The organism is Arcicella lustrica, assembly GCF_034930985.1.
Lineage (GTDB): Bacteria > Bacteroidota > Bacteroidia > Cytophagales > Spirosomataceae > Arcicella > Arcicella lustrica.
Genome location: NZ_JAYGIM010000002.1, coordinates 44,029 through 56,573, shown reverse-complemented (window position 1 = coordinate 56,573; position 12,545 = coordinate 44,029). Strand labels below are relative to the sequence as shown.

Sequence of the window (12,545 nt, the reverse complement as noted above, 5' to 3'; positions counted from 1 at the left end):
TTTTATTTTATGTTATTATCAGTTGTCATTCCAGTTTATAGAGGTGCAAAAACTATTGGTAAACTGGTTGAGAAACTTCACGAAGAACTGAATCAGTATAGTTTTGAAATTGTATTGGTTAATGACGGAAGCCCAGATGATTCAGAACAAGTTTGCTTAGCATTATCAAAAAAATACAAAAATATTACCTTTGTTTCATTACGAAAAAACTTTGGTGAATTTAATGCTGTAATGTGTGGATTAAATCATGTTCGTGGTGATTATGCAGTAATGATTGACGATGACTTCCAAAACCCTCCATCTGAAATTATTAAATTGTTAGAAGAAGCTGAGAAAACTGGACATGAAGTAATTTATACTTATTACTCAGATAAAAAACATAGTATTTTTAGGAATTTTGGCAGTTGGTTGGTCAATCAACTTGCTACAAGGTTGCTAAATAAGCCAAAAGGACTTTATTTGTCTAGTTTTAAGCTGATTAGCAAAGATATTGTCAACGAAATTTGTCACTATAAAGGACCATTTCCATATATTGATGGAATAATTTTTAGTGTGGTATCTAATGTTGGAAGCGTTCATGTAGAACATTCAGAAAGAGAAGAAGGACGCTCAAATTATACTTTTAGTAAATTGTCAGTACTTTTTCTCACAATTATTTTTGGCTATTCTATTCTTCCAGCAAGGTTTATTTTACTTTCTGGCTTTTTCCTGATTTTACTTTCTTTATTACTTTTTGGCTTAGATATTTGGGGAGTAATGTCTCAATACTCAATTACAGTTTTCATGTTTTTTGGGGGAGTACAGTTAATGTCACTTGGTATTATTGGTGAATACATGGGAAGGATGTTCTTAACCCAAAATAATTACCCACAATATTCTGTGAAATATAAAGTTTTGAGTCATGCTGAATAGTAATATTGAGGAATACAAAGTGATGTTTGAGGCTGAAGAAAAGCTTTGGTGGTATCGTATTTTACACGAAAAAGTTTTGGCAGAAATTACTCAAAAGTATCCTGAAAATTATCAAGTAAATATCTTAGATATAGGTTGTGGAACGGGTGGATTGATGAGTTTTTTAATCAAAAAAGGATTTCAAAATATTCAAGGAATAGATTATTCTGAAGCAGCTATTTCTTTTTGTAAGGAACGAAATTTGAATGTTCGAAGATTTGATATTAACTTCTTGGATGAATTAATAATCTCAAATAAGTTTGATGTGATTATCTGTAATGATGTTTTTTACTGTTTAGAGAATGCCCAAATTGTCAATATTTTTCATGCGATACATGGTTTGCTAAAAGATGATGCCATTTTTATTTCTAATAATAATGCTTTTAATATTTTTTGGGGAACACACGATATTGCTGTTGGTGGAAAACAAAGATTTACTCTTCAAGACATTGAAGCTTTATTACCAAAAGAATTGTTGACGATTGATTATTACTCTTATTGGACATGGTTTTTATCTCCTTTAGTCTTAACGGTAAGATTAAGCCAACGATTGGGAATTGCATTAAAATTAATTGATACAAAAAATGTAGTTTCAGATGTTGAAGTACCTTCCAATTTCATCAATACCTTTTTTTATCATTTAGTGAAAATTGAAGAAAAAATACTTAAAAAAGGCTTTTTCGGAAGTTCTTTATTTATGAAGATTTCAAAGAAAAACGGGCTTGTTTCTTCATGAAATCAGCCCGTTTTGAGTAAAATTATTTTTAATGTAGTGGTAATTTTTTTATCATTCCACCTTTTACATCGTTAATACTTTGCTGTATAATGAAAGCTGATTTATCAATGTTTTCTATTTCATCTGTGAGTTTCTGAATTTCCAGACGAGTAACTACGGTATAGATTATTTCTAAATCTTCATTGAGCTGTCCTCTTTTTCCAAAGCCTCTTTTTCCATTGAAAATGGTTACTCCACGGCCTAATTTTTCAATAATTACTTTTCTGACAGCTTCGCTATGTTCTGTGATGATTGTTACTCCTGTAAATTCTTCAAGACCATGAATTAAAAAATCGATGGTTTTAGAAGCTCCCAAATAAGTAAGCATCGCATACATTGCTGTTTCAATGTTTATTAAAATTGCCGCTGCCGAGAATATAATTACGTTGATAACAATGATAACGTCACCAACACTCAATACTGTTTTACGGCTAATAAATAGGGCAAGTACTTCTGTTCCGTCTAGCACACAGCCACCACGAATGGAAAGTCCGATTCCTGCACCAAGGAAGAAACCTCCAAAAACCGCAATTAGTAGTTTATCCGTAGTAACAATTGGGAAAGAAATCAATGTCAAGCTCAGCGCCAAAAGTCCAATTGCTATTAATGTTTTTATTGCGAAAACTTTTGATACTTGAGTGTATGCCAACCAAATGAAAGGTAGGTTTACAATGATAATTAATACAGGTAAATTGATGTCTGTTAATATATTAATCAACAGTGAAATACCCGTAACGCCTCCATCTAAAAAGTCATTTGGAAGTAAGAAACCCTTAAGCCCGAAGCTTGCAGAAAGTACACCAACGATAACCAATAAAGCATCTTTGCCATATTGAAGTACTAAATTATTTTGTTGCGAAGAATTTTGTAGAATGTGTTTTGTCATAATATTAGGGGTTTAATGAGCTTATTGTGCTTATGAAAATACAAAAAACTAATAAATCAAACTACTTGACATCAATTATTACTAACGTAATTTGGATGTTTAGTACCAAAAGGAACTACAAGAAATGAATTCAGGAATTGAAGCAAGGAGAGCTTTAACCAGTTTTTCAATAGAAATGTACAGGTATAACGTATAGAGGTATGTTTTATTGTGCTTAAACAAAATAAAAGGCTTCCGATTTCTCAGAAGCCTTTTATTTAGAATAAATTATGTCAATTTATAATTGTTCAAATACTCTTTCCATGCTGATTGCATAGCCGATTTTTTCACGCAATTCAGAGATTTTTACTCTTTCTTGTTCCATTGTATCACGGTGACGAATTGTTACCGTTTCATCTTCCATCGTTTGATAATCAACTACAATACAGTAAGGAGTACCAATTAAATCTTGACGAGTATAACGTTTCCCGATTGCTCCGCCGTCATCATAAGTTGTATTGAACGAGCGTTTCAATGAATGGAAAATATCTTGTGCTTTTTCTGCTAAACCATCTTTTTTAACCAAAGGTAAAACCGCAGCTTTGATAGGAGCAACCGATGGATGGAATTTCAAATAAGTACGTTGTTTTTCAGATTCGCCTTCGCCAACAGTTTCTTCGGTATAAGCGTTACAAAGTACTGCTAAGAACAGACGGTCAGCACCTACAGAAGTTTCAACTACGTATGGAATGTAGTTTCCATAAGGTTTACCGTTTTCGTCAAGGTCGGCATCAAAATATTGTTGTTTTTTCTTTGAAAGCGTTTGGTGAGCCGTTAAGTCGAAAGCTGTTCTTGAGTGAATACCTTCCATTTCTTTGAAACCGAATGGGAATTGGTATTCAATATCCACCGCTGCGTTAGCGTAGTGAGCCAATTTTTCGTGGTCGTGGAATTTCAATTTTTCAGCAGGTAAACCAATAGCTTTATGGAATTTCAAACGAGTTTCTTTCCAAGCATTATACCATTCCATTTCAGTACCAGGGCGACAGAAAAATTGCATTTCCATTTGTTCAAATTCACGCATACGGAAAATGAAGTTACGAGCAACAATTTCGTTACGGAAAGCTTTACCGATTTGAGCAATTCCAAAAGGAATTTTCATACGACCAGATTTCTGAACATTCAAGAAATTGACAAAAATACCTTGTGCTGTTTCTGGACGTAAGTAAATCAAAGAAGCATCTTCAGAAACCGCACCAACTTGCGTAGAGAACATCAAATTAAACTGACGAACTTCTGTCCAGTTGCCAGTACCTGAAATCGGACATTTGATATTTTCATCAATAATCAATTGACGAACGCCATCCAATTCACCAGCATCTAATAATCTTGCCATTTCTTGCAACAAAGCTTTGCCTTTTTCAGGATTGCCTTCTGCTTCGTATTGTTCGGCTTTAGCTTCTAATAATTGGTCGGCACGATAACGCTTTTTAGAATCTTTGTTATCAATCATTGGGTCGTTGAATGAATCAACGTGACCAGAAGCTTTCCAAGTAAGCGGGTGCATAAAAATGGCTGCATCAATCCCAACAACGTTGTCGTTCAACATTGTCATGGCTTTCCACCACAAAGTTTTAAGATTGTTTTTCAATTCAACTCCGTTTTGACCGTAATCATAAACGGCTTGAAGACCATCATAAATTTCAGAAGAAGGAAACACAAAGCCATATTCTTTGGCGTGCGAAATGATTTCTTTTAGCGTGGAAGCAGTATCTTGTTGTTTTTGTTCAGCCATGATTTTAATTTTCTTAATCAAACATTACTCTTCAGAAAGGTAAAATTACTTCTGTTTCGCAATCATACAAAGTTATTGCTTTTCTGGGGGAATTTTGGAATAATTCATCAACTTGCTTGTCATAAATATTCAAATTCTCTCAAAATGAAATCTATGTGTATAAAAATCGTTATTTTTGTGTATAAAAACTCAGATGATTATGAGAACGAATATTGAAATAAATGATGAAATCCTCAAAGAGATAAGTCTATTAAAACCAGCTTCTTCCAAAAAAGAAATTGTTAATATCGCTTTGAAGGAGTACTTGATGTATTTAAAACGAGTGGATTTATTAGCATTAATAGACCAAGGAATTCAATGGGAAGGTGATTTAGAACAATGGAGAAGCCAATGAAACCAGCGATTATTTTTGATACTTCGGTCTGGATTCAGCTTATTCAACATAAATCAACACCACAAGCTTTGTTGCTTCGAGAGTATATTGCTGAAAATCAACTTTTGTGGCTGACACCGACAATTTTGCAAGAAATTCTTCAAGGAACAAAAAGTCTTCAAGAATTTGAAAGGTTAAAAACATCCTTACTAAGTTTTAAATGCTTGGTATTGAATCCAATTGAAATTGCCATCGAATCAGCCAATTTATATCGTTCATTACGACAAAAAGGCGTTACCATTCGTAAAGCTAATGATTGTTTGATTGCGGCTTATGCCATTCATTTTAACGTTGAAATTTGTCATCAAGATGCTGATTTCGACTTAATCGCTCAAAATTCTTCTCTGAAAATCACCCAATTTACATGACCAAATTCTTAATTCTTCGTTTTTCTTCGATTGGAGATATTATCCTCACCACGCCAGTAGTGCGTTGTTTGAAAAAACAGTATCCTGATGCCGAAGTACATTTTGTAACGAAGAAATCTTATAAAACTTTAGTAGAAAATAATCCGTACATTGATAAGTACTTTTTGTTGGAGGACAGTCTTAATGATTTGATAAAACAACTAAAGTTTGAACAGTACGACTATGTGATAGATTTGCATAATAATCTGAGAACAAGAATTATTAAATTCAGATTAGGCGTGAAATCTTATAGTTTTGATAAGTTGAACTTTCAAAAATGGCTTTTGGTAAAATTCAAAAAGAATATTATGCCAAAAGTACATATTGTAGATAGAAATTTAAAAACGATTGAGTATTTAGGCATACAAAATGATAATCAAGGGTTAGATTACTTCATTCCTGAAAAAGATATTTTACCCGCTGATTGGTTGCCCGAAAATTTCAGAAATACTTATGCAGTTTATGCTATTGGCGGACAGCACGAAACCAAGAAATTACCCTTGAATAAAATGATTGAATTGTGCAAAACTATTCAATCACCGCTGGTTTTGGTAGGAGGGAAGGAAGATGCAGCACAAGCTGAAAACTTAATTTCAGCATTGAAAAATGAAACAGGAAAATACATTTTAAATACTTGTGGAAAATGCACTTTAAACCAGTCTGCCTCGTTGATTAAAGAAGCGACGATTGTTTATACGCACGACACTGGGATGATGCACGTAGCGGCAGCTTTCAAGAAAAAAGTAATTTCTATTTGGGGAAATACTGTACCAGAGTTTGGAATGTACCCATATCAAACTAATTTTGTAGCCCTCGAAGTGAAGCACTTAGCTTGTCGCCCATGTTCAAAAATTGGCTATGACAAATGTCCGTTGGGACATTTTAAGTGCATGAATGAAATGAAATTTGAGTAAATTTGTATTGTTAAAAACAAAAGCTATGACGACACAAGAGGAATTTGCAAAACATCAAGCCATTCAAGAAAGAATGGTCTCTATTGCTCAGAAGATGCTGACAAATAAGAAAGCTTTACAAAAAGAAATTCGTGAGGATTTGAAAAATCCATTAATAAAAAACGCTATTGAAGAGCTAAAAAAACGTAATGCAAACTAATAGGAAAGAGGCTTATGAATATATTGCTTTCAAAGATGAAAACAATACATATGCTTTTGTAACAGAGCAGGGTATTGTTTATGAAGTTAAATTCAAGCAGAGTAACTATATTTTTGCAGAGAATTCAAGTTATAATCAATATACTTATGAGTTTGTAATTGAAGTAGCAGAGAATTTAACTCATAAAAAGCCTTCACTTGATTCAAGAATTCCACTAACTATAGCTTTAATCTTCCAAGATTTTTTCACTTTAAAAGAAACAATTGTTGTATATATCTGTGATAATTCAGATAGCAAAGCTACTGCTCGCAACAGAAAATTTAGCCAATGGTTTGAGCAGTATAATAAGTTGAGTTTAATGAAAATTGATTTTGTTTTTGGGACAAATTTTGAAAAATATTTTACTTCACTGATTATGCGAATTGATAATCCAAACATGGTGGAAATTATTGGAGAAATTCAAGATTTGTCCACAAACTACGAGAATAAGTAAATGTCAAAAAAAATTAACATCGGACTTGTCCAAATGTCTTGTACAGAAAATGTACAAGAAAATATGCAAAAAGCGATTCAAGGAATTCGTGAAGCGGCTCAAAAAGGCGCAAATATTGTTTGTTTACAAGAATTATTTACTTCGTTATACTTTTGTGATGTAGAAGACCACGCTAATTTTAATTTAGCAGAAGCCATTCCTGGTCCATCTACGGATACACTTTCGGCAGTCGCCAAAGAGTTGGGTGTGGTGATTATTGCTTCTTTGTTTGAAAAACGTGCCGCAGGTTTGTATCACAATACTACTGCTGTTTTGGATGCAGATGGTTCGTATTTAGGAAAGTACAGAAAAATGCACATTCCCGACGATCCAGGTTATTACGAAAAATTTTATTTTACTCCTGGTGATGCTTCGCCAGAAGATTCAGGTTATAAAGTATTTCAGACGAAATTTGCTAAAATCGGCGTGCTTATCTGTTGGGATCAATGGTATCCAGAAGCATCAAGAATTACGGCTTTGATGGGAGCAGAAGTATTGTTTTATCCAACAGCAATTGGCTGGGATACTAACGAAACTGACCCGAATATCAACCGTGAACAATATAATGCTTGGCAAACCATTCAACGTTCGCATGCAGTAGCAAATGGGGTTCATGTGGTTTCCGTTAATAGAGTAGGACGTGAGGCTGACCAACAATTTTGGGGTGGAAGTTTTGTAGCAAATCCTTTTGGTACATTACTTTATTTGGGTTCGCACGAACAAGAAGAAGTGCATATTCAGGAAGTAGATTTAGCTAAAACTGAGTATTATCGTTCTACTTGGCCATATCTCAGAGACCGCCGAGTGGATAGTTATCATCCAATTACGAAAAGATTTATTGACTAATCTGAATAATATTTAATTCTATGTCGTAATAATGATAATTATCATTCTACCATTTATATAATATTCAGTACCTTTGTAAAATTCGGTAGCGAAAATAGGATAGTTTTTGTGATGATAATAAACTTTTGACCGATACTCTTTGTCCCCCAAACCACAACAATTAAATGGAAAAGCGAAATGAAAGAATTGAAGTAATGAATCACCTTGCCGTTAATATGGACGACATCGTGAACAAATACCTCATTCCGATAGATACTAACTGGCAACCTTCTGATTTTTTACCAGATGCTAGTAAGGAAACATTTTTTGATGAAGTAAAAGAACTTCAACAAGCTGCTCGTGAACTACCTTATGATTATTGGGCGGTTCTTATTGGTGATATGATTACTGAGGAAGCTTTACCTACTTATGAATCTTCTATCATGGTGGTTGAAGGTGTAGATATGATTAATGAACCACAAGGTTGGGCTAGATGGACTCGTGCTTGGACGGCTGAAGAAAATCGTCATGGAGATTTATTAAATAAGTATGTATATCTTTCTGGTCGTGTTAATATGAAAGCTGTTGAAATCTCAACGCAATACTTAATTGCTGATGGTTTTGATATTAAAACAGATGATGATCCATACAAAACTTTTGTATATACTTCTTTTCAAGAATTAGCGACCAATATTTCGCATCGTCGTACTGCTTCATTAGCTAAAAAACATGGTAATAATTCATTGTCAAAAATGTGTGCAATGATTGCGGCTGATGAAATGCGTCATCATAAAGCTTATAAAAGTTTTATCACTAGTATTTTTGAAATTGACCCTTCGGAAATGATGATTGCTTTTGCAGACATGATGAAACAAAAAATTGTAATGCCTGCTCACTTTTTACGTGAAATGAATGGCGAGAAAAGCGGTGTATATGGACATTTTTCTGATGCAGCACAAAGACTTGGTGTTTATACAGGGAAAGATTATATCGAAATTACAGATTTGTTATTGAAAGATTGGAATATCTCAACAATGACAGGTTTGAGTGGCCCAGCAGCAAAAGCACAAGACTATTTAATGCGTTTACCAGAACGTTTAACTCGTTTAACAGACAGAATCAAAGTTCCTGAACTAGAATATAAATTTAGTTGGATTCATTAAGATATTCTTTACTTAAAAAAAGCCTCAATCTTTCAGGATTTGAGGCTTTTTTATGCACTTTTTGGAAGCAAAATCTATTACTATAAAAAAAACATCCGTTCAATTCAGATAATTGATCATGAATTAAACGGATGTTCAGAATAAATATTTATTTAGGCAATAACTACTGCAATGCCTTTTTCTACATCTTGTTCAACTGTTTTATACTTGATGTTTTCTTTAATAGAGCCATCACGATATTGAACAGTTACTCTTTGATTACGGTCAGCAATTTTGATTGCTTGTCGTGGAGCAATTTTTTCAACTACTTGAGCACTCGGGTCATGATAGTCATTTTCATCGCCTCTGCCGCCAGCCAAACCGCCCAATAATGATGAAATCGCTTCATCTTTTTGTACTTGCAGTTTTGGCTGTTGTGCTTGGCGTGTCGGAGCCACAGGAGTAGATGCTTCTTGAATTTCTGGCATATCAGCTTTCATCAAGAAACTTACTGTATCTAAATTGATTCTACTCAAGAAACGTTCAAATAATTTTACCGCTTCAAATTTATAGACTAACAATGGGTCTTTCTGCTCGTAACTTGCGTTTTGAACCGATTGTTTCAAGTCGTCCATATCACGTAAATGCTCTTTCCATTCTTGGTCAATCAAACTCAAAGCGATTGATTTTTCCATTTCCTGAATCAATTTACGTCCATTAGTATCAAGTGTTTCTTGTGCATCAGCAAATAATTGAGATACCATTGTTCCACTTACTAATGGCACTTGCATACCTGCATATCCGTGAGTAATGGCTTCTTTTGCAAAAGCAACTACTTTTTCAGCCAAGCCTTTGTTTTTGATATGATATTGCTTTTCGGCAGCATCATATAAACGAGTAGTGCGTTGTTGTGTATTTAATTTGCCAATTTCTTCACGAGTAAACGGAGGTTCGATGCCCAAAATTTCAATACAACGTAATTCTAACTCATCATAACTTACGTTATTTTGGATGATTTCAGAACAAACATCATACGTATTATTAGCAATATCTAAAGCCAAACGTTCTCCGAAAAGGGCATTCTGACGACGCTTATAAATAGCATTACGTTGATAGTTCATTACGTCATCGTATTCCAAAAGACGTTTACGAATACCAAAGTTGTTTTCTTCTACTTTTTTCTGAGCTCTTTCTACCGAAGAAGTAATCATTGAATGTTGAATTACTTCGCCTTCTTCCATACCCATTCTGTCCATTACTTTTGCGATACGGTCTGAACCAAATTTACGCATTAAGTCATCTTCTAATGAAAGGAAGAATTGAGAAGAACCAACATCACCTTGACGACCCGCACGACCTCTCAACTGTCTGTCAACTCTTCGTGATTCATGTCTTTCTGTACCAACAATCGCTAAACCGCCTGATGAACGAGCTTCTGGCGATAATTTAATATCTGTACCACGACCCGCCATGTTAGTAGCAATTGTTACTTTTCCTGCTTGACCAGCTTCTGCAACGATGTCAGCTTCACGAGCGTGTTGTTTGGCGTTCAATACATTGTGTTGAATTTTACGAATCGTAAGCATACGACTTAATAATTCAGAGTTATCAACCGAAGTAGTACCCACCAATACTGGGCGACCCGCATTAACTAATTCTTGAATTTCGTCGGCTACAGCATTGTACTTTTCACGAACGGTTTTGTAAACTTTATCTTCGTGGTCGAAACGAGAAATTTTACGGTTTGTCGGAATCGTAACAACGTCTAATTTATAAATCGTCCAGAATTCACCTGCTTCCGTTTCAGCTGTTCCTGTCATACCACAAAGTTTGTGATACATTCTGAAGAAGTTTTGCAAAGTAATCGTTGCATAAGTTTGCGTAGCATCTTCAATGTTTACGCCTTCTTTTGCTTCAATCGCTTGGTGCAAACCGTCTGAATAACGACGACCTTCCATGATACGACCTGTTGATTCATCAACGATTTTTACTTTACCATCTGTTTCGTCAACGATATACTCAACGTTTTTCTCAAATAAAGTAAAAGCTTTCAACAACTGGCTAACCGTATGAATGCGTTGTGTTTTGGCAGAATAATCACGAATTAAAGCTTCTTTCTTGATTAAACGTTCTTGTTCTGTGATGCCAACTGCTTGTTCGATTTGATTCAAATCAACAGAAAGGTCAGGAATAACGAAGAAATCAGGATTTTCAACCATGCGAGTCATAAAGTTCAGACCTTTTTCGGTCATCTCTACTTGGTTGTTTTTTTCTTCAATCGTAAACATCAACGGAGCATCAGCTTCTGGCATTAATTTTTGATTATCAGCCAAATAAATATTTTCCGTTTCTTGTAAAATCTGTTTGATACCTGTTTCCGACAAGTATTTAATTACTGGTCTTGCTTTTGGTAAACCTCTGAATGCACGGAAAAGCGCTAACCCACCATCTTTTTTGTTACCAGCCGCAATCAATTTTTTAGCTTCTACCAAAAAGTCTTGTACCAATTTCTTTTGTTGCTCAACCATACGAGCCACCAAAGGATTGAAAGCATCAAATTCTTGTTCATCACCACGAGCCATTGGTCCACTGATGATTAAAGGAGTACGAGCATCATCAATTAACACTGAATCGACTTCATCGACCATCGCAAAATGATGCTTGCGTTGTACTTGCTCTTCTGGTGTACGTGACATATTATCACGTAAGTAATCGAACCCAAATTCGTTGTTGGTTCCGTAAGTAATATCTGCTAAATAAGCCTGACGACGTTCTTCAGTATTAGGTTCGTGCTTGTCGATACAGTCAACAATTAAACCGTGGAATTCAAAAAGCGGGGCATTCCATTCAGAGTCACGTTTTGCTAAGTAATCGTTTACGGTTACTAAGTGTACTCCTTGTCCAGCCAAAGCATTCAAATAAGATGGTAGAGTAGAAACCAAAGTTTTACCTTCACCCGTTGCCATTTCGGCAATTTTACCTTGATGAAGTACAACACCACCAATTAATTGAACATCGTAGTGAATCATATTCCACTCGATTTCATTACCTGCTGCAAGCCATTTGTTATGCCAAATGGCAGTATCGCCAACAATTTCAACGTTTTTCTTTTTTGCAGCGATAAATTTATCGTGAACAGTAGCCGGAACTTCTAGCTTTTTATTTTCGGTAAACCTTCGAGCAGTTTCCTTCACCACGGCAAAAGCTTTTGGAAGAATTTCGAGTAATACTACCTCTAATTGTTTATCACGATCAAGCTGTAATTTATCAATTTGATTGAAAATCGTTTCTTTAGCATCAACAGACATCTCTTGATTGGCTTCTACTTCTAATTTTAAATCAGAAATATCAGCATCAATTTTAGCAAGGTTTTTCTGTATAATTGCCTTTAGGTCAGCGGTTTGTTGACGAAGTTGTTCGTCAGAAAGATTACGAAGTGAAGCAAACTCAGCATTGGTTTTAATCACATAAGGCATCAATTCTTTGATGTCTCTTTCTGATTTTGTACCAAACAGCTTTGTTACTGCTTTTGTGATTGAATTTATCATTGTGTTGGGTTTTAATCATTTAGAAGTAATGATTGAATTAATTTCGTCAATCATTTGTATTACAAACTAAAAATAGAATACTTACAAATTTAGTTCATTCAACGCTTTTAAAAACAATTTCCTTGTAATAATATTGCAGATTGCTATTTTCTAAAATAT

The 12,545-nt window shown here is 34.6% G+C and carries 12 protein-coding genes; 9 read left to right on the top strand and 3 right to left on the bottom strand.

Annotation, left to right across the window (positions count from 1 at the left end; translation table 11 throughout):
- Nucleotides 1-9: 9 nt before the first annotated feature.
- Together VB798_RS03230 and VB798_RS03225 are read left to right on the top strand one after the other, a co-directional pair.
- Nucleotides 10-912, top strand: a complete 903-nt coding sequence (locus VB798_RS03230; RefSeq protein ID WP_323255920.1) for a glycosyltransferase family 2 protein — start codon at nt 10-12, stop codon at nt 910-912.
- Nucleotides 902-1,687, top strand: coding sequence for a class I SAM-dependent DNA methyltransferase (locus VB798_RS03225; protein ID WP_323255918.1), 786 nt, complete (start codon nt 902-904; stop codon nt 1,685-1,687). The genes VB798_RS03230 and VB798_RS03225 overlap by 11 nt, the downstream gene beginning before the upstream one ends.
- Nucleotides 1,688-1,715: 28 nt before the next feature.
- Here VB798_RS03225 and VB798_RS03220 read toward each other — a convergent pair whose 3' ends face one another.
- Both VB798_RS03220 and VB798_RS03215 read right to left on the bottom strand, forming a co-directional pair.
- A complete protein-coding gene (locus tag VB798_RS03220) occupies nt 1,716-2,612 on the bottom strand; it encodes a YitT family protein (RefSeq protein ID WP_323255916.1) in 897 nt (298 codons plus the stop codon).
- Between the two features lie 277 nt (nt 2,613-2,889).
- The gene (locus tag VB798_RS03215) at nt 2,890-4,386 is read right to left on the bottom strand and encodes a glycine--tRNA ligase (protein WP_323255914.1); all 1,497 of its coding nucleotides are present in this window, start codon (nt 4,384-4,386) and stop codon (nt 2,890-2,892) included.
- 199 nt (nt 4,387-4,585) lie between these two features.
- Here VB798_RS03215 and VB798_RS03210 point away from each other — a divergent pair, with 199 nt between their 5' ends.
- From VB798_RS03210 to VB798_RS03180, 7 genes are all read left to right on the top strand, one after another.
- On the top strand, nt 4,586-4,780 hold the full coding sequence (locus VB798_RS03210; protein WP_323255912.1) for a type II toxin-antitoxin system VapB family antitoxin: 195 nt from the start codon (nt 4,586-4,588) through the stop codon (nt 4,778-4,780).
- On the top strand, nt 4,777-5,187 hold the full coding sequence (vapC, locus tag VB798_RS03205; RefSeq protein ID WP_323255910.1) for a type II toxin-antitoxin system VapC family toxin: 411 nt from the start codon (nt 4,777-4,779) through the stop codon (nt 5,185-5,187). Before VB798_RS03210 ends, vapC begins: the two co-directional genes overlap by 4 nt.
- On the top strand, nt 5,184-6,140 hold the full coding sequence (locus VB798_RS03200; RefSeq protein WP_323255908.1) for a glycosyltransferase family 9 protein: 957 nt from the start codon (nt 5,184-5,186) through the stop codon (nt 6,138-6,140). The genes vapC and VB798_RS03200 overlap by 4 nt, the downstream gene beginning before the upstream one ends.
- 25 nt (nt 6,141-6,165) lie before the next feature.
- Nucleotides 6,166-6,339: a hypothetical protein gene (locus VB798_RS03195; protein WP_323255906.1), complete on the top strand. Its 174-nt coding sequence runs from the start codon at nt 6,166-6,168 to the stop codon at nt 6,337-6,339.
- A complete protein-coding gene (locus VB798_RS03190) occupies nt 6,329-6,832 on the top strand; it encodes a DUF6169 family protein (protein WP_323255904.1) in 504 nt (167 codons plus the stop codon). The genes VB798_RS03195 and VB798_RS03190 overlap by 11 nt, the downstream gene beginning before the upstream one ends.
- Entirely contained in the window at nt 6,833-7,717 is an 885-nt protein-coding gene (locus tag VB798_RS03185; protein WP_323255902.1) for a carbon-nitrogen hydrolase, read from the top strand.
- 164 nt (nt 7,718-7,881) lie between these two features.
- Nucleotides 7,882-8,859 carry an acyl-ACP desaturase gene (locus tag VB798_RS03180; protein WP_323255900.1) on the top strand — a complete coding sequence of 326 codons (978 nt, stop codon included), beginning with the start codon at nt 7,882-7,884 and terminating at the stop codon, nt 8,857-8,859.
- 152 nt (nt 8,860-9,011) lie between these two features.
- On the opposite strand, the gene secA is transcribed toward VB798_RS03180, so the two are convergent.
- Nucleotides 9,012-12,386: a preprotein translocase subunit SecA gene (gene secA / locus VB798_RS03175; RefSeq protein WP_323255898.1), complete on the bottom strand. Its 3,375-nt coding sequence runs from the start codon at nt 12,384-12,386 to the stop codon at nt 9,012-9,014.
- Between the last annotated feature and the right edge of the window lie 159 nt (nt 12,387-12,545).

Excerpts from the sequence above, each read along its gene's own strand:
- VB798_RS03185 (WP_323255902.1), top strand. The coding sequence starts at position 6,833 with ATGTCAAAAAAAATTAACATCGGACTTGTCCAAATGTCTTGTACAGAA.
- VB798_RS03215 (WP_323255914.1), bottom strand. The coding sequence starts at position 4,386 with ATGGCTGAACAAAAACAACAAGATACTGCTTCCACGCTAAAAGAAATC.
- vapC (WP_323255910.1), top strand. The coding sequence starts at position 4,777 with ATGAAACCAGCGATTATTTTTGATACTTCGGTCTGGATTCAGCTTATT.
- VB798_RS03220 (WP_323255916.1), bottom strand. The coding sequence starts at position 2,612 with ATGACAAAACACATTCTACAAAATTCTTCGCAACAAAATAATTTAGTA.
- secA (WP_323255898.1), bottom strand. The coding sequence starts at position 12,386 with ATGATAAATTCAATCACAAAAGCAGTAACAAAGCTGTTTGGTACAAAA.
- VB798_RS03195 (WP_323255906.1), top strand. The coding sequence starts at position 6,166 with ATGACGACACAAGAGGAATTTGCAAAACATCAAGCCATTCAAGAAAGA.
- VB798_RS03180 (WP_323255900.1), top strand. The coding sequence starts at position 7,882 with ATGGAAAAGCGAAATGAAAGAATTGAAGTAATGAATCACCTTGCCGTT.
- VB798_RS03210 (WP_323255912.1), top strand. The coding sequence starts at position 4,586 with ATGAGAACGAATATTGAAATAAATGATGAAATCCTCAAAGAGATAAGT.
- VB798_RS03225 (WP_323255918.1), top strand. The coding sequence starts at position 902 with ATGCTGAATAGTAATATTGAGGAATACAAAGTGATGTTTGAGGCTGAA.
- VB798_RS03200 (WP_323255908.1), top strand. The coding sequence starts at position 5,184 with ATGACCAAATTCTTAATTCTTCGTTTTTCTTCGATTGGAGATATTATC.
- VB798_RS03190 (WP_323255904.1), top strand. The coding sequence starts at position 6,329 with ATGCAAACTAATAGGAAAGAGGCTTATGAATATATTGCTTTCAAAGAT.
- VB798_RS03230 (WP_323255920.1), top strand. The coding sequence starts at position 10 with ATGTTATTATCAGTTGTCATTCCAGTTTATAGAGGTGCAAAAACTATT.